General features: G+C 41.2%; 16 protein-coding genes. 12 read left to right on the top strand and 4 right to left on the bottom strand.

All coding sequences use genetic code 11. The annotated features are described in order from the left end of the window. Positions 1-161 precede the first annotated feature (161 nt). A complete protein-coding gene (locus DPG01_RS02710; protein WP_110974111.1) occupies positions 162-953 on the bottom strand; it encodes a hypothetical protein in 792 nt (263 codons plus the stop codon). Positions 954-1,131: 178 nt separating this feature from the next. Beyond that, positions 1,132-1,584: a GNAT family N-acetyltransferase gene (locus DPG01_RS02715; RefSeq protein ID WP_086207566.1), complete on the bottom strand. Its 453-nt coding sequence runs from the start codon at positions 1,582-1,584 to the stop codon at positions 1,132-1,134. A gap of 138 nt (positions 1,585-1,722) precedes the next feature. On the opposite strand from DPG01_RS02715, the gene DPG01_RS02720 reads away from it, so the two are divergent. The 8 genes from DPG01_RS02720 (at position 1,723) to DPG01_RS02755 (ending at position 7,580) form a co-directional block, all read left to right on the top strand. Next, a complete protein-coding gene (locus tag DPG01_RS02720) occupies positions 1,723-2,727 on the top strand; it encodes an adenosine kinase (RefSeq protein WP_110974112.1) in 1,005 nt (334 codons plus the stop codon). Between the two features lie 14 nt (positions 2,728-2,741). Next, on the top strand, positions 2,742-3,053 hold the full coding sequence (locus DPG01_RS02725) for a Rieske (2Fe-2S) protein (protein WP_171264395.1): 312 nt from the start codon (positions 2,742-2,744) through the stop codon (positions 3,051-3,053). Positions 3,054-3,071: 18 nt separating this feature from the next. Beyond that, positions 3,072-3,689 (top strand): OB-fold-containig protein, encoded by a 618-nt coding sequence (locus DPG01_RS02730; protein WP_086207569.1) that lies wholly within the window; start codon positions 3,072-3,074, stop codon positions 3,687-3,689. Positions 3,690-4,234: 545 nt separating this feature from the next. Beyond that, positions 4,235-4,426, top strand: a complete 192-nt coding sequence (cydP, locus tag DPG01_RS02735; protein WP_086207570.1) for a cytochrome oxidase putative small subunit CydP — start codon at positions 4,235-4,237, stop codon at positions 4,424-4,426. Then, positions 4,426-6,006: a cytochrome ubiquinol oxidase subunit I gene (locus DPG01_RS02740; protein ID WP_110974113.1), complete on the top strand. Its 1,581-nt coding sequence runs from the start codon at positions 4,426-4,428 to the stop codon at positions 6,004-6,006. Before cydP ends, DPG01_RS02740 begins: the two co-directional genes overlap by 1 nt. Next, positions 6,003-7,148 carry a cytochrome d ubiquinol oxidase subunit II gene (cydB, locus tag DPG01_RS02745; protein WP_110974114.1) on the top strand — a complete coding sequence of 382 codons (1,146 nt, stop codon included), beginning with the start codon at positions 6,003-6,005 and terminating at the stop codon, positions 7,146-7,148. The genes DPG01_RS02740 and cydB overlap by 4 nt, the downstream gene beginning before the upstream one ends. A gap of 24 nt (positions 7,149-7,172) precedes the next feature. After that, complete coding sequence (cydX, locus tag DPG01_RS02750; RefSeq protein WP_002120988.1) at positions 7,173-7,274, top strand: cytochrome bd-I oxidase subunit CydX; 102 nt, start codon at positions 7,173-7,175, stop codon at positions 7,272-7,274. Between the two features lie 3 nt (positions 7,275-7,277). Then, positions 7,278-7,580 carry a cyd operon YbgE family protein gene (locus DPG01_RS02755; RefSeq protein ID WP_086207573.1) on the top strand — a complete coding sequence of 101 codons (303 nt, stop codon included), beginning with the start codon at positions 7,278-7,280 and terminating at the stop codon, positions 7,578-7,580. Positions 7,581-7,628: 48 nt separating this feature from the next. Here DPG01_RS02755 and DPG01_RS02760 read toward each other — a convergent pair whose 3' ends face one another. Beyond that, the gene (locus DPG01_RS02760; RefSeq protein WP_086207574.1) at positions 7,629-8,243 is read right to left on the bottom strand and encodes a MarC family protein; all 615 of its coding nucleotides are present in this window, start codon (positions 8,241-8,243) and stop codon (positions 7,629-7,631) included. A gap of 12 nt (positions 8,244-8,255) precedes the next feature. Next, positions 8,256-10,316, bottom strand: a complete 2,061-nt coding sequence (locus DPG01_RS02765) for a choline transporter (protein ID WP_086207575.1) — start codon at positions 10,314-10,316, stop codon at positions 8,256-8,258. Positions 10,317-10,852: 536 nt separating this feature from the next. On the opposite strand from DPG01_RS02765, the gene betI reads away from it, so the two are divergent. The 4 genes from betI to mqo all read left to right on the top strand — a co-directional run bounded on the left by betI (position 10,853) and on the right by mqo (position 16,856). Beyond that, positions 10,853-11,479: a transcriptional regulator BetI gene (betI, locus tag DPG01_RS02770; protein ID WP_110974115.1), complete on the top strand. Its 627-nt coding sequence runs from the start codon at positions 10,853-10,855 to the stop codon at positions 11,477-11,479. Continuing rightward, positions 11,472-12,944 (top strand): betaine-aldehyde dehydrogenase, encoded by a 1,473-nt coding sequence (gene betB / locus DPG01_RS02775; protein WP_110974116.1) that lies wholly within the window; start codon positions 11,472-11,474, stop codon positions 12,942-12,944. The genes betI and betB overlap by 8 nt, the downstream gene beginning before the upstream one ends. A gap of 120 nt (positions 12,945-13,064) precedes the next feature. Continuing rightward, the gene (gene betA, locus DPG01_RS02780; RefSeq protein WP_110974117.1) at positions 13,065-14,729 is read left to right on the top strand and encodes a choline dehydrogenase; all 1,665 of its coding nucleotides are present in this window, start codon (positions 13,065-13,067) and stop codon (positions 14,727-14,729) included. Positions 14,730-15,221: 492 nt separating this feature from the next. Further along, entirely contained in the window at positions 15,222-16,856 is a 1,635-nt protein-coding gene (gene mqo, locus DPG01_RS02785; protein WP_110974118.1) for a malate dehydrogenase (quinone), read from the top strand. Positions 16,857-16,896: the final 40 nt, after the last annotated feature.

The raw sequence follows: 16,896 nt of genomic DNA on the forward strand, positions 1-16,896 counted from the left end.
ATTCAAAGCATTTTCTAAATGTTTCAAGTATAACCTGAAAATCAAGAACAAGACTCATTCATTGACAATTTTCCAAGTAACTTGGTCAACTTTTAAAAAGCGTTGAACTGATGGGACCTATACCCAACTGAATCCACCCTCAAATACTGAATCAACAACGATTAGACGGGATCATTAACCAGTTTTTCGGTTTTTTTTGCCCACCATACACAAAGCACTATTGCAATCAGTAACACTGCAGATGCGCCAAAACGACTCAAATCTAAACCACCAGAACTTAAAGGTTTATCTAAGAAATCACCAACAACCGCCCCTAAAGGACGCGTTAAAATAAAAGCGGACCAAAACAGAAAAGTCCTCGAAATGTGGCTCAACTTATACAAAAGTAAAATAAATAAAATCAGTCCACTAAATAGGGCAATCCCACCACTATAACCTAAACCTGCTGTGTCTGCAGACCAATCACCTAAAGCAGTACCTAAAGTTTGGGAAAATGTCAGCGTTAACCAATAGAAAAGCTCAACTCGTGGCTGATTCACCACATGCGGTGAAATACTGCCTTCAGATTTATGCCAAATAAAAAGCGAAATCCCGACCAAACTTAATAATAATGCGCTCCCACCCACGTAACCAATGCCTAATGAGCGATCAACAAAGTCAGCTAAAGTTGTCCCCACAGTTGTACTGGCAATAATGGCGAACCAATATAAAAAGGGATGATAACTCTTCGATCTGATTTGAAAAAATACAGCAACAATAAAAACGAGTGAAAAGATAAAAGTACTGAGTAAATAACCCAAGTTCATCGACATTGAAACAGCATCACCCGCCGTTTCACCAAATGTCGTTGCAAAAATTTTAGTTATCCAAAAAAGAGCCGTGATTTGTGGCACTTTCATTAATACCTGATGTACATCTTGTACACTTGCGGAGGAATTCACATCAATAGGCATTATTAACACCCCAATAAACAACAGATGCCCATTGTCAGCTTATTGGCTTAAGATCAGATTAAAATAAGACCTAATCCGTTTAATAGCCCATTATAATTTTAGCTCTCATCGAAGCATTCAGCTGTATCACAAGCGGCGACAATACAGCTGTTCATGAAGACAATGTTCGCTATACTGATTAACCAATCAGGTATTTGAAATAATTATAGTTCGGATGATTTTCAACAAAAACATAATTTTGCTTTTGATAAAAACTTACAGCAGATAAATCTGCTGTGTTTAAACACAACGCAGAGAAATTCGGACGTGCATATTTTTCCAAATGTGCCAATAGTTGACGCCCCACACCACTTTTACGATATTTAGGATGCACATAGAAACGACGTACACGACCAATACGTGCCTCGATTTCGTTTTCACCCCATTGCTGGTTTAATCCACCACAGGCAATAAGCTGATCTTGATCATAAGCCAACAACAGCACTTCACCCTTTTGATTAAAACGATTTTTCCCACTTTGATATTCTTCGATCAAGCGGGTCAACGGTTCATATCCTTCTTTTGCTGCCAGTTGCGCCAAAGCTTGCATTTGAGGAGGTAATTGTTCTGCCGCTTGAATTAAAATTTCCATCTAAACTTCCTTGAATATAACCACAGCCATTTCACTACATTTACCATGTAAATAAAATGAATTTTACTCAACAAACTACAGCAATTATGAGCATTAGTGTAAAATGTCGCTTTAATTTCAATACGTGACGAAAAACACATGGCAACTGTTGATCTTTTTGCAATTGGTAATGCACTAATCGACCAAGAATTTAAAGTCTCTGACGACTTCCTTATTCAACAAAATTTGCAAAAAGGCACTATGCAGTTAACTGATGGTGAAACACAAGCAGATCTGTATAAAAAATTAAAAGAAACACAAAGCTATAAAGGTCAAGCATCAGGTGGTTCAGCAGCAAATACTACCGTTGCCTTTAGTGCCTTAGGTGGTTCAGCCTTTTATGCATGTCGTGTAGGTAATGATGAATTGGGTAAAATTTACCTCAATGGTTTGCACGAAGCAGGGATTAAAAACACTGAGAAATCAATCAGCGAAGGCGTCACAGGCACGTGTATGGTTTTGGTCAGTGAAGACTCTGAACGGACGATGCACACTTATTTAGGTATTACCGCTGAGTTGACTGAACAACAGATTGATTTTGAACCTTTAAAAACAGCGAAATGGCTCTATATCGAAGGTTATCTTTCAACCAGCGATAGCGCACGTTTAGCTGTTAAACAAGCGCGTGAAATTGCCAAAGCACATGGTGTTAAAATTGCATTAACCCTCTCTGATCCAGCGATGGTGCAATATGCACGTCATGGATTGGATGAAATGATTGCAGATGGTGTGGACTTATTATTCTGTAACCAGCAAGAAGCCATGATGTACACCGAAACGGAAACGGTTGAGGCAGCTTTGGCAAAACTCAAAACGTTCAGTCAACACGTGGTCATTACCCTTTCCGCTGAAGGTGCTCTTATTTCAAATGCGCAAGAAACATTTAGTGTCGCAGGCCGTAAAGTTGATGCTGTCGATGCAAATGGTGCTGGCGATGCCTTTGCAGGTGCTTTCTTGTACGCTGTGAACGCAGGCTTAGGCTTACATACCGCAGCGCAACTGGCTATTTTGATTTCAAGCGAAGTGGTCACTCAATTTGGTCCTCGCCTAGATATCGCGGATTACACTGAATTGTTCCATCAATTGCAAAAGGAATGCGCATAATGCACAAAATCTGCATGACGGAAGACATCCCAGAACGTGAAGCACGCTCCTTTGAGACACCCAATGGGGATACAATTTTTATCACCCAACGTGACGGTGCATTTTTTGCCTATCAAAATATCTGCCCTCACCTCCAAGTTGAACTGGAGTTTTTGGAAAATCAATTTTTAGATCGAGACCAAGAATTTATTGAATGCTCAACGCATGGTGCATTATTTGTAGTTGAAACAGGTGAATGCATCTCGGGGCCTTGCCAAGGTGAAGCACTTGAAAAAGTGCAGATTACCGTGCATTCTGATGGTGGAATTTACCTCACAGAAGAATAATATATTTGGACTTTCACCATGTATGAGCTGCTACACCACCCTGATTTGATGATTTTTCATTTCAGTTTATTGGCTTTGCTTTTACTCAGCATGGTGGAAACCCTTGGCTATTTTTTTAATTCACGCCCAAGTCACTTTCTCAAAAAACTATCTCCACAAAAGCTCACACAATCTCCATTATTAGACGTGAAATTTTCAAAAACCCTGATTGTGGTTTTTCTTTTGCTGAACTTCAGTGTCGCGGGTTATTTCCTTCAATTTTGTATTTATGCAAAGGAACAAGCCTTTACCTCCGCATACTACCTCATCCTGCCAGCCCTGATTATTGCGATCTTCTTCACCGTTTTTATGATTCACTGTTTAGATCAGGTGATTAAACCCAGACCCATCAAAAGACAAACCAATTTATTGGGTCGCCTTGCCACTATTTCCAGTGGCAATGCCCGTCCTGGCTTTTCAGCTCAAGCACGTGTGCGCGATGAGTATGGTCAACTACACTATGTCCAAGTTGAACCTGAGTTTGGTGAGCTCGAATTTCAGTCGCAAATTATTCTGATTCGACTAAAAAAATCACATTACATCGCCAAAAGAATTTCAAAATCTAACCAACTGTTTAGTGGTGAGATCAGCAACTAAACACGGCTCTCAAACATCCACTTGAGCTCCACTATTGGTCTGTTACACATTTTCAGTGTATCGGCTTTGCTTGCGCCATCATTGTAATATTCTCAGATCAATACAGAATAACAATATTTAAATATAACCTTGTATCACTCAACCTTTCAAAAATGCTGCTGCCTAAAGCAAAGCTACACCAGAGTTTCGAGGCAAAAGGGCTATCGCTTCGACCAGCTATTCTTCAATGATTTAAAAGACCTATCAATTTTATAATTTTAAGACGAATTCTCGATAAAATGACATTTTTTTAAATATAAGCGTTTTAGTCGGATTTAAAATAAATATATACAAGTATTTCAGTCAGGTTTTTAAATATAAATATAAGTATTTTAGTCAACTTTAAAATGCTTAAATATTAGTTTATTTTTCATCACATAGCATCATTAAGTGTTTGTATATAAACAAATTAATAATATATTTTTTATTTAAGTTTAAAGGCTATTTATTTTTTGTATGCTTTTGTTTAATAATATAAAGCAAGTTAAAAAAATAGGCTTTATGAAATGAGCTTAGTCCCCAAAAATCTCAATCAAAAAGTCACCAGAGAGATTATTGCCATTTTAATCATTAAAGTGATTATTTTAATGGTCATTAAGAACATTTGGTTCGACGCCCCAACGATTCCTAAAAATTTTGACAATCAAGTTGCTGAGCGTATTGCTGGCAATCCATCCCCAATCAAGGAGACACGTTGATGATTTCTGAAAGCGTGGTCGATCTCTCGCGGTTCCAGTTCGCTATGACCGCGATGTATCACTTTATTTTTGTTCCACTTACTATTGGTATGGCTTTTATTCTTGCCATTATGGAAACCACTTATGTGATTTCTGGCAAAGAAATTTATAAAGACATGACCAAATTCTGGGGAAAACTCTTCGGCATTAACTTTGCACTTGGGGTAACAACAGGTTTAACAATGGAGTTCCAGTTTGGTACAAACTGGGCGTACTACTCACATTATGTAGGCGACATTTTTGGCGCACCATTGGCAATCGAAGGCCTGATGGCTTTCTTCTTAGAGTCCACTTTTATTGGCCTATTCTTCTTTGGTTGGGATCGTCTTTCCAAAGTCCAGCATTTGGGTGTGACATGGTTGGTTGCACTTGGCTCCAATATGTCAGCCCTCTGGATTTTGGTTGCTAACGGCTGGATGCAAAACCCTGTTGGTTCTAAATTTAACTACGAAACCATGCGTATGGAACTAGTCGATTTTGGTGCCCTCATTTTCAACCCCGTTGCTCAAGTTAAATTTGTACATACTGTATCTGCAGGTTATGTAACTGGTTCGATTTTCGTTCTCGCTATTTCCAGTTATTACTTACTGAAAAAACGAGACGTTCCTTTTGCCCGTCGTTCATTTGCCATTGCAGCCATCTTTGGCTTGGCATCAACCTTATCTGTCATTTTACTCGGTGATGAATCAGGCTATGAAATTGGTGATGTACAAAAGACTAAACTTGCTGCCATTGAAGCAGAATGGGATACACACCCTGCACCTGCATCCATTACTTTGTTTGGTATTCCAAATAAAGAAACAATGACCACAGATTATGCCGTGAAAATTCCATATGTGATGGGCATTATTGCGACACGCTCGTTGGACAAACAAGTAACAGGCATTAAAGACTTAATCGCACAGCATGAAGTCCGTATTCGTAATGGTATGGTTGCATATTCTCAACTAGAAAAGCTTCGTGCAGGTGACACATCACCCGAACTTCAAGCAGCCTTCGAACATTCTCAAAAAGATTTAGGCTACGGTCTACTTTTGAAAAAATATACACCAAACGTTGTAGACGCATCTGAAGATCAAATTAAAGCTGCCGCAAAAGATACAATTCCGCATGTACCAAGCTTATTCTGGGCATTCCGTGCCATGGTGGCGTCTGGTTTCTTAATGCTATTGTTATTTGCCCTAGCAACCTTTGCTGTTGCAAAACGCAATGCAGAGAACAAACCATGGCTACTAAAATTTGCACTTTTCGCTCTGCCTCTACCATGGATTGCTGCGCAAACAGGTTGGTACGTTGCTGAAGTAGGTCGTCAGCCTTGGACGATTGGTGAGGTTTTACCTACACACTTGTCAGCATCAAGCTTAAGCACAGGTGATGTATGGGGTTCTATCGCTGCCTTAGCTGCGTTCTATACTGTACTTTTGATTATTGAAATGTATTTAATGATCAAATTTTCACGTCTTGGTCCAAGTTCGCTTCACACAGGTAAATACCATTTTGAAAAACTTGAAGCAGCTCGCAATGAGGAGACTCAAGCATGATCGAATATGAATTACTCAAAATTATCTGGTGGGTTTTAGTCGGCGTCCTGTTGATTGGCTTTGCCCTCACCGATGGCTTCGATATGGGCTCTATGGCGATCATGCCATTTGTAGGCAAAACAGATGAAGAACGTCGCGCAGCCATCAACACGATTGCTCCGCACTGGGATGGTAACCAAGTTTGGTTCATTACTGCGGGTGGTGCATTATTTGCAGCATGGCCTATGGTTTATGCAACCGCATTCTCAGGCATGTATTGGGCGCTACTTTTAGTTCTGTTTGCCCTATTCTTGCGACCTGTAGGCTTTGACTACCGCTCCAAACTACAAAATACCAAATGGCGTACATCATGGGACTGGGGTTTAGCGGTTGGTGGTGCTGTGCCTGCGTTAGTCTTTGGCGTAGCCTTTGGCAATATGTTCTTGGGTGTTCCATTCGATTTAGATGAAACAGTACGTTCGACTTACACAGGGAGCTTCTTTGCTCTACTCAACCCATTTGCTTTGGTCTGCGGCCTAGTCAGTTTATCTATGCTGTGTGCCCACGGCGGTGCATGGCTTATGCTCCGTACTGACGGTGACTTACGTAACCGTTCAGCACAAGCAACCAAACTAATGGGTATTGTTTACCTCATCTGTTTCTTAGGTGCTGGTGCTTGGTTGTATTTTGGTGGGATCGAAGGTTATACCCTAGTGGCACCATTTGATACCAACGGTGTTGCTAACCCATTAGCCAAAGAAGTGGTGACCAATGCCAATCCAGGTTGGATGAATAACTATTCAACTTACCCTATTACCATGATTGCACCTATTGCAGGCATCTTAGGTGGTCTAATCGTCGTTCTTGCTGCAAGCAAAAATAAAGCAGGCTTAAGTTTCTTAGGTTCAAGCTTAGCTGTTATTGGTGCAATTTTGACTGCTGGTTTTGCACTATTCCCATTCCTTATGCCATCAAGCATCAACCCTATTGCAAGCTTGACCATGTGGGATGCAGTTTCAAGTAAAACGACGTTGACTGTAATGACCGTTGCAGCCTGTATCTTTGTCCCACTTATTTTGTGTTATACCACTTGGTGTTACTACAAAATGTGGGGTGTTATTACCAACACTCACATTAAAGAGAATTCACACAGCCTTTACTAAGGTTGTGTCTAAGGAGATCAAATTATGTGGTATTTTGCATGGATTCTCGGCATTTTAATGGCTTGCTTTGCTGGCGTATTGAGTGCTTTATATATTGAACATCATCAAGACCTTGATGAGGAATAAACCATGACAGACGTTGCTATGGAAAACCAAACTGTAGATAAAAAGCCGAACAAAATTGCGATGCTAATTTCCTGCCTGTTGGCCTTTCCACTTGCAGCGGTGTTGTTAGTGCATCCTGCTGCTATGTTGGATGACAATGGTCACTATAGCCACAGCGCACTGATGTATATCATGATTGGTATTTCAGGTGGCTTTATCCACGGCGTTGGCTTCGTGCCACGCCACTGGATTTGGAAATGGTTATTTAGCCCGTTTCTATCGTGGCCACTGATGCTCTGGGGTTATTACACTTGGTTCTTCAGTTAAATAAAAAAGCCTTCATTTATTGAGGGCTTTTTTATTTGCATATGACAATTACATATCTGCAATCACACCTGTAATACCATTGATAATCATATCGACCGCGATGGTTCCAATCAGTAAGGCCGACAGTCGCCCTACAATATCAACATAACGGTCGATATATTTAGCATGCTTATAACGCAAATGATCATGTGCAAATTTCATTAAAATCATCAATGCGCAGGTTAACGTTAAAGTTAAGAAAATAATCATGGCTGCGCCACCAATCGGTAAAGATATACCTGTCACCACAGCAGCACTGATCGTACCTGGACCAATCATAAAAGGCATCGCAATGGTTCCTGCCAAATGCTCAGGTGCACCACGCATTTCACCAATGGTATCTGCCCCCTGAAACACGTAGCGATAACCAATCACCAAGAAGATCAAACCACCAAATATTTGAAAGGCTTCAAAGCGTACATTTAAATATTTACTAAAGATCGCTTCTCCGCCCCATGCAAACAGCATAAATACCACAAAGGCAATGAGACAACCCTGAATCAAAGCCTTATTAAACACTTTGGCTTCGGAGTTCCGAATCATGCCAATCATGTAAATACTCATTAAAAACGGATTCAACAATGAGAAGAACAAAGCAAAAGCATGTAAATATGAGGTCAACATGGTTCCTCCTAATTATCCTTGAGGATCTGGAAATAAGGGACGATTCCCCGGACTGATTCGATTGATATGTAAGAAAGTCATGTGGCGTTCATAACGATCCAGCACATCATTAATCACCTGCTCTTTGGTATAACCGACTAGGTCGTTGCCTTGAGAGCCTTCATACAAATAGGTTTCAAGACGGTAATAGAAGCGTTTACCCAGTTTTCCGCGTTCACTAAAAGTCGGCGCGATATAACGTACTGGCCAAATTTGATAGACAAAGTTTTGTTCTTCTTCCAAATGAATCATCAAATCTAAATGATATAGATTTGGGTCTTCTTCTAGCGCACTTTCTTGAACACTGATGTCGATACCACGTTTTTGCATTTCCTCTGCCACCGCCATTACCGCAGGCCGGCAAATATCATCAAGCATACGCCGAGTATCGGTTGTTCCTGGATGGTGCATGACTCGGGACAAGCGTTTTTTCCAGTTAAGGATGTCGACATTGCCCACCACGGGTGCGGCATTTAAACTGCTACTGGCTTGTCGATAGTCTTCTAACCGTAACGACTTATACAAACCTGCCATCACTAAGAACATCACAAAGCTGAACGGCAACCCCATAATGATAGTGGCATTTTGCAGTGCCGTAATCCCATTAGCCATCAGCATGGCAAGGGTCAATAAGCCAATGGCTACAGCCCAGAATACGCTCAACCAGCGTGGTGCATCATGGTCGACATTGGTAAATTGAGTAGTGAAATTACCCAATACCAGTGCACCAGAGTCCGCCGAGGTCACATAAAACAATAAGCCTGTAATTGTGGCTACACCTGCAATAAACGGAAACCACGGATACTGTGCCAGCAAGTCATAAAAACCATGTGCAGGATTCGCAATCACACTTTGTGCAAGGGCTAAATTGCCATCAAAAATCACACTATGTAGCGCACTATTTCCAAATATTGATAACCACGTGAGTGTGAAAAATAAAGGAATAATGAGTGTCCCGCTGACAAACTCACGAATGGTTCGCCCACGCGAAATACGTGCTAAAAACAAACCTACAAATGGAGACCAAGCCACCCACCATGCCCAGAAAAACAAGGTCCAACTGTTCATCCATTCTTTCGGTTGTTGAAAGGCAAAACTTTCCAATGTCATACTTGGAAAACGGTTAATGTAATCCCCAATATTTTGCACAAAAGCATTTAGTAGAAATTCAGTATTGCCTAAAAACAAAATAAACAACATTAAGCCGACAGAGACATAGATATTAATCTCGGAGAGAACACGCAGTCCTTTATTGACTCCTGACGTCACTGAGATAATGGTCATGACAACCGCCACCCCAATTAATGCCGCTTGCATCCAGAGGTTCTCAGGTAAGTCAAACAGCACATGTAAACCATAGTTCAACTGTACCACCCCAATCCCGCAGGTGGTCGCAATACCAAAAATAGTCCCGATCACCGCAGCGGTATCGACACTATGACCGATTGGGCCATGAATCTTTTTCCCAAAAATTGGATAGAGTGCTGAGCGAATGGTCAGGGGTAAATTATAACGATAACTAAAATACCCTAATGCCATGCCAATCAAAGCATACATACACCATCCAGTGAGGCCATAGTGAAATAGCGTCCACACCATACCTTGACGTGCCGCTTCTAGGGTCTGCCCCTCACCCACAGGTGGATGCATATAGTGGGATAAAGGTTCCGCCACCGAGAAGAACATCAAGTCGATGCCGATCCCAGCTGAGAACAACATTGCAGACCAACTTAAAAGGCTAAATTCTGGCTTGGAATGTTTGGGGCCTAATTTAATGTTGCCATAGCGAGAACAGGCAATGAAAATGACAAAGACCATATACAAGGTCGCTGCGAGTAAGTAGTACCAACTAAAGGTAGAACTCACCCAAGCCAAGACCGTATTTAAGGTTCGATTGGCAAAGTCATTAAACAAAATGGTGGTAAGAGAAAAAATTAAAATAATGAGAGCTGAAATATAAAAGACCACACCATTTAAACGGTCTTTAGGCGCTAATGTTTGATCATCAACTGCTCTTGGATTATCTGTTGCCATACAATCCTCAAGAAAGTAAATAAAAAGACAAAAGCCAATTTTTAAACTTCTCGTGGTCGAGAGCTTAAAAATCGACTAACGAAAACGACAGTATTTTTATATGCAATAAAAATGCTATCTCTTTTAAACCCACAGGTCTAAATCATTTATTGGGTCGGTTTATTGGTACATATTAAAATATGTAAACCCGTTCCCTTTTCATCTATATCCCAATAGGAAACTTGTATCTTTCTCCCCACAAAATGACTATATGAGCTTTTGCCATCCTTAAAAAGTATAAAACCGTAATTTGCTTAAAATTTACACAAAATAAAACTACAGCTATTCATACCATTTATCTACCTGATAAATATAAATTTAGCTAAAAACCAAACCGCCAAATTGCTGACGCTTGCTGTGAATTTAAGCACCAGTGTACTTATTATTGATTGAACGTTCAATCAATAATAAGTATCATAAAAAAATGCTATGATACTTTCCATGTAAGTTATTGAATCTAACGCCTTTAAATTTAAGGCAAATTGTTCTGGATTGTGATGAATAAACGTAGAGTAAAACCTGAGCATGAGCGTCGTGAAGAAATTATCAATGCTGCCTATGCAGTCATTCACGAAGTAGGCTTATCCAACACCACCATTGCTCAAATTGCGAAAAAAGCACAGCTTTCTACGGGCATTGTGAGCCATTATTTTGGCGATAAACAAGGTCTTATTCACAGCTGCATGCGCCAAATGCTCAATGTCTTAGCCGAGACCACGGCAAGCTATAAGGCAAAGGTCGTGCAGCCCAATCCAGAACATTTGCTCAAAGCCATTATTGATGCCAACTTTGACATCAGTCAGGTCAACAACACTGCTATGCGGGTTTGGTTGGATTTTTGGTCTGCCAGTATGCACCTACCCGACTTAGGTCGACTGCAACGAATCAATGACCAACGTCTTTATTCAAATTTGAAGTTTCATTTCTTGCAGCTCATGCCAAAGTCCCAGGCAAGCCAAGCTGCTAAAGGGTTAGCAGCACTGATTGATGGATTATGGTTACGTGGAAGTTTAAGTGGTCATCAAGCATTTGATCGTGATTTGGCACGTTCTATTGCATACGACTATGTCGATATGCAACTTCGCTTAATTCAACAGATACGGCAGGAACAACAAAATGAGTAATGTACAGCTTCACTCGCTTTATATTCACGGACAATATTTCAATGCCACCAGTGGTCAAAGCTTTGACAGTATTAACCCTGCTACAGGTGAAGTCATTGCCACCATTCAACAAGCATCCAAAGCTGATGTCGATGCAGCCGTGCAAAGTGCTGTACAAGGACAACGTGAATGGGCTGCTAAAACTGCGGTCGAACGTGCCCGCATTTTACGTCGTGCAGTCGATATTTTACGCACTCGTAATGACGAGTTGGCTCGCCTTGAAACACTCGATACAGGTAAAGCGTTCAGTGAAACCTCTACTGTCGATATTGTCACTGGTGCAGACGTTTTAGAGTACTACGCAGGACTTGCAACTGCGATTCAAGGTGAACAAGTACCGCTACGAGAAAGTAGTTTTTTCTACACGCGCCGTGAACCTTTAGGTGTAGTCGCAGGGATTGGTGCTTGGAATTATCCCATTCAAATTGCGCTCTGGAAATCAGCTCCTGCCCTCGCTGCGGGGAATGCCATGATTTTTAAGCCCAGCGAAGTGACCCCTCTTACCGCCTTAAAACTAGCAGAGATTTATACTGAAGCGGGCGTACCCGCTGGGGTTTTCAACGTTGTACAAGGTTTTGGTGCTGACGTCGGTCAATGGTTGACTGAACACCCAGACATTCAAAAAATTTCGTTCACAGGTGGTGTGGCAACGGGTAAAAAGGTCATGGCGAGTGCTGCGGCTTCTAGTCTCAAAGAAGTCACCATGGAGCTCGGTGGCAAATCACCTCTGATTATTTGTGCCGACGCAAACCTTGACCGCGCAGCCGATATTGCGGTGATGGCAAACTTCTTTAGTTCAGGTCAAGTGTGTACCAATGGCACCCGTGTGTTTGTACCGCAAACCCTCAAGACTGCATTTGAACAAGCTGTGATTGCACGTGTCAAACGTATCCGTATGGGGGACCCTATGCAAGCTGAAACCAACTTTGGACCTTTAGTCAGCTTTCCCCATATGGAAAAAGTCTTGTCTTATATTGAGTCAGGCAAACAACAAGGTGCAACCTTATTGATGGGTGGACAACGTGCCACCGAAGCAGCGCTTGCTCAAGGTGCGTATGTATTACCAACCGTTTTCACCGACTGTCATGACGACATGCACATTGTGCAAGATGAAATCTTTGGTCCAGTTATGAGCATTTTAAGCTATGACAGTATCGAAGAAGCCATTCAACGTGCCAACAACACCAGTTATGGTTTAGCTGCGGGTGTGGTCACACAAGATATTTCCCAAGCGCATCGAATTATTCATCAGCTTGAGGCAGGTATTTGCTGGATCAATACTTGGGGCGAATCCCCTGCTGAAATGCCTGTAGGTGGTTATAAACAGTCGGGCGTTGGACGTGAAAATGGCATCACCACACTTGAACACTATACCCGCATCAAATCGGTTCAAGTTGAACTGGGCGAATACCAAAGTATTTTTTAAAGTCTGAATTTTAGCTATCTAAATCCTTACTTCCTTTTTTATTTATTCTTTTTTCATCCTCAACTCAACATGTGGTCACGTTCTCATGCAACGTGGCCCTGCCATAGAAAAAGGATCATTATGCATTCTCAACACTACGATTATATTATTATTGGCGCAGGTTCTGCAGGTAATGTACTGGCTGCTCGCTTAACCGAAGACCCAGATGTTTCGGTGCTCTTACTCGAAGCGGGTGGGCCTGATTATCGTCTCGACTTTCGCACCCAAATGCCCGCTGCTTTGGCTTATCCTTTGCAAGGGCGTCGTTATAACTGGGCATATTTAACCGACCCAGAACCCCACATGAACAACCGTCGTATGGAATGTGGACGCGGTAAAGGCTTAGGCGGTTCATCCCTGATTAATGGCATGTGTTATATCCGTGGAAATGCCATGGATTTAGAGCAATGGGCTAGCTTAAAAGGCTTAGAAAATTGGAGCTATGCGGACTGTCTACCTTATTACAAAAAAGCTGAAACCCGTGATATTGGTGGCAATGACTATCATGGTGATGCTGGCCCTGTTTCTGTTGCCACACCTAAAGCAGACAATAACGTTTTATTCCACGCCATGGTTGAAGCGGGTGTGCAAGCAGGCTATCCACGCACCGATGATTTAAATGGTTATCAACAAGAAGGTTTCGGCCCAATGGATCGAACCGTAACCCCCAAAGGTCGACGTTCAAGCACCGCACGTGGCTATTTGGATATAGCCAAAGGTCGTGCGAATCTAACTATTACTACCCATGCCATGACCAATCAAATTTTGTTTAGTGGCAAACAAGCGATTGGTGTTGAATATATTCAAGGAGCGAATCAAAACAACTTGCTTCAGGTCTATGCCAATAAGGAAGTTCTACTTTGTGCTGGTGCGATTGCATCACCGCAAATTTTGCAACGCTCAGGTGTGGGTTCAAGTACCTTACTTCAATCTCTCGACATTCCAGTTGTACACGACTTACCGGGTGTAGGTGAAAATCTGCAAGATCATTTAGAAATGTACTTACAATATAAGTGCACGCAACCCGTTTCTCTCTACCCTGCTTTAAAATGGCAAAACCAACCTGCGATTGGTGCAGAGTGGCTATTTAACGGTACTGGGATTGGAGCAAGCAACCAGTTTGAAGCAGGCGGCTTTATTCGATCATCCAAAGAGTTTGCTTGGCCAAATATTCAATATCACTTTTTACCTGTTGCAATTAACTATAATGGTAGCAATGCTGTCAAAGAACATGGCTTCCAAGCCCATGTCGGTTCGATGCGCTCACCTTCACGCGGTCGAGTACATGTGACCTCTAAGAATCCTTTCGACCATCCAAGTATTTTATTTAACTACATGTCGACCGAACAAGACTGGCAGGAATTTCGTGATGCCATCCGTATTACTCGAGAAATCATGCAACAACCTGCGCTTGATCCTTATCGAGGCGAAGAAATCAGCCCTGGAAAAGAGATACAAACCGACGCTGAATTGGACGAGTTTGTACGTAATCATGCTGAAACGGCTTATCATCCATCCTGTAGTTGTAAAATGGGGGAAGATGATATGGCGGTAGTCGATGGACAAGGTCGTGTACATGGGATGCAAAATTTACGTGTTGTTGATGCGTCGATTATGCCGCTCATTATCACAGGTAACTTAAATGCAACCACCATTATGATGGCTGAAAAAATCGCGGATCAAATACGTGGTCACCAAGCTTTACCACGTTCAACTGCTCCATTTTATCGCGCCGAAATCGCATAAATCTTAATGGCGTAAAACCTGACCTTTTATTTAGCTTTAGGATAATAAGGTCAGGCAATTATTCATATTTTCTAAAACAACATAATCATAACTTACTTTATTTTTAGGACTTACTTTCCAACTCAACTTATACATTTAAACGTTAAAAAAATTGGACTCTTGTATAGATATTCAACATCTGTATTTTAAATACAGAAATCACACCTAAATAAAACTTAATAAAAACAATGAATAAAAACAAACATCACTGATATTTATAATTTAACTGAACTCATTTATAATAAAAATTACTAAGTCAATACATATTTAGTCTAAAATATCCATAAATCAAAAATGCGTGATAGCTTTAAAAGTTAATCTTTGGCTGCTTGAGCTTTTAAGTATTACTTCAATTCTGCCAAGCTAATTTTTTACAAGCATCTCTATCACCATAATTGTTATTTTCTCTTCGCTATAAAGCGATCCAAAACCTGTCCCCAAGGTCATAATCGCATGAACAAATTTTTAAAATACCTATTGGTATTCATCGTTCTGCTTATTATTGCAGCACTAATCTTTTTATTTAGACCTATCGCGTCTAAGAAAATTCAAAACACCAGCAATGAGCCTGTCGTTGACGCAGTCTTAGTTGGTGGTGGCATCATGAGTGCAACTCTAGGCACATATCTTAGTGAACTTGAGCCAAACTGGCAAATTCGCATGTATGAACGCCTAGACAAAGTTGCACAAGAAAGCTCTAACGGCTTCAATAATGCAGGCACAGGTCACTCTGGCTTTATGGAAATGAACTACACCTCTGAAAAAGATGGGAAAATGGACATTACCAAAGCTGTAAAAGTGGCTGAACAATTTGAAGTTGCAAAACAGTTCTGGTCTTATCAAGTCAAAGAAGGTGTTTTGGGACGACCAAATAGTTTCATCAACCCTGTACCGCACATTGCTTTCGTTTGGGGTGATAACGTGAATTTCCTCGAAAAACGTTACGCTACAATGGTTAAAAACCCAATGTTTTATGGCATGAAATTCTCTGAGAATCCTGCTGAAATTAAACAATGGGCACCATTGGTGATGAATGGCCGTGATGCTGCACAAAAAGTAGCTGCAACACGCATGGATGTAGGTTCGGATGTGAACTATGGTTCAATCACCACTCAATTGGTCGATCACCTTAAAAAACAACCTAATTTCCAGTTACAAACATCGACTGAAGTGACTGGCATTAGCCAAAACGATGATAAAACGTGGACTGTTGCATTTAAAAACATCACTACAGGGAAAACCGATCACGTGAAAACGCGATTTGTCTTTATTGGTGCAGGCGGTGCAGCGGTTAAACTTTTACAAATGACAGGCTTACCAGAAGCGAAGCAATATGCTGGCTTCCCTGTAGGTGGCGTGTTCTTAATGACCGACAACCCAAAAGTCACTGAAGGTCATACTGCAAAAGTCTATGGTCGTGCTGAATTAGGTGCACCGCCAATGTCTGTTCCACATATTGATACACGTTATATCGACGGTAAAAAATATGTGTTGTTTGGTCCATTTGCAACTTATTCAAACAAGTTCTTAAAACAAGGTTCTCAGCTTGATTTATTGAAATCAACCACTAAGAACAACGTTTTACCAATGACCGCTGTAGGTATGGAAAATCTTGATTTGGTGAAATATTTAGTTAGCCAAGTCATGATGACCGATGAAGACCGTTTTAATGAGTTGAAAAAATACTATCCTGATGCAAAACCAGAAGACTGGCGCATGAATCAAGGTGGTCAACGTGTTCAAATCATTAAGAAAGAACCAGGCAAACCTGCAAGCTTGCAATTTGGTACCGAGATTTTTGCATCACAAGATGGTGCTGTGACTGCCCTATTAGGTGCGTCTCCTGGTGCTTCAACTTCCCCTTATATTATGTTGAGCTTGCTTGAAAAAGCATTCCCTCAGCAAGTAGCAGGTAAATGGAATCCGAAATTACATGAAATTGTAAAATCGTACCAACAAGAACTCAGCACTAATCCTGTGCTTCTTGACCAAGTTCGCCAATACACCAGCACAACCCTTGGTTTGAAATATACACCTATGGCTAAAGCTGCAAATGACGAAACTATTGCGGTAGCAAAAGCACAGTAATCTGCTTTAAACCCTAAAAAGGATGGACTTTGCGCCATCC

This window comes from Acinetobacter sp. WCHAc060042 (assembly GCF_003231195.1).
Lineage (GTDB): Bacteria > Pseudomonadota > Gammaproteobacteria > Pseudomonadales > Moraxellaceae > Acinetobacter.

Bases quoted from the DNA above. Each gene is read 5' to 3' on its own strand.
- DPG01_RS02710 (WP_110974111.1), bottom strand. From the start codon at position 953: ATGCCTATTGATGTGAATTCCTCCGCAAGTGTACAAGATGTACATCAG.
- betI (WP_110974115.1), top strand. From the start codon at position 10,853: ATGAATAAACGTAGAGTAAAACCTGAGCATGAGCGTCGTGAAGAAATT.
- betB (WP_110974116.1), top strand. From the start codon at position 11,472: ATGAGTAATGTACAGCTTCACTCGCTTTATATTCACGGACAATATTTC.
- DPG01_RS02715 (WP_086207566.1), bottom strand. From the start codon at position 1,584: ATGGAAATTTTAATTCAAGCGGCAGAACAATTACCTCCTCAAATGCAA.
- DPG01_RS02730 (WP_086207569.1), top strand. From the start codon at position 3,072: ATGTATGAGCTGCTACACCACCCTGATTTGATGATTTTTCATTTCAGT.
- DPG01_RS02725 (WP_171264395.1), top strand. From the start codon at position 2,742: ATGACGGAAGACATCCCAGAACGTGAAGCACGCTCCTTTGAGACACCC.
- DPG01_RS02755 (WP_086207573.1), top strand. From the start codon at position 7,278: ATGACAGACGTTGCTATGGAAAACCAAACTGTAGATAAAAAGCCGAAC.
- mqo (WP_110974118.1), top strand. From the start codon at position 15,222: ATGAACAAATTTTTAAAATACCTATTGGTATTCATCGTTCTGCTTATT.
- cydB (WP_110974114.1), top strand. From the start codon at position 6,003: ATGATCGAATATGAATTACTCAAAATTATCTGGTGGGTTTTAGTCGGC.
- DPG01_RS02760 (WP_086207574.1), bottom strand. From the start codon at position 8,243: ATGTTGACCTCATATTTACATGCTTTTGCTTTGTTCTTCTCATTGTTG.
- cydX (WP_002120988.1), top strand. From the start codon at position 7,173: ATGTGGTATTTTGCATGGATTCTCGGCATTTTAATGGCTTGCTTTGCT.
- cydP (WP_086207570.1), top strand. From the start codon at position 4,235: ATGAGCTTAGTCCCCAAAAATCTCAATCAAAAAGTCACCAGAGAGATT.
- DPG01_RS02765 (WP_086207575.1), bottom strand. From the start codon at position 10,316: ATGGCAACAGATAATCCAAGAGCAGTTGATGATCAAACATTAGCGCCT.
- betA (WP_110974117.1), top strand. From the start codon at position 13,065: ATGCATTCTCAACACTACGATTATATTATTATTGGCGCAGGTTCTGCA.
- DPG01_RS02740 (WP_110974113.1), top strand. From the start codon at position 4,426: ATGATTTCTGAAAGCGTGGTCGATCTCTCGCGGTTCCAGTTCGCTATG.
- DPG01_RS02720 (WP_110974112.1), top strand. From the start codon at position 1,723: ATGGCAACTGTTGATCTTTTTGCAATTGGTAATGCACTAATCGACCAA.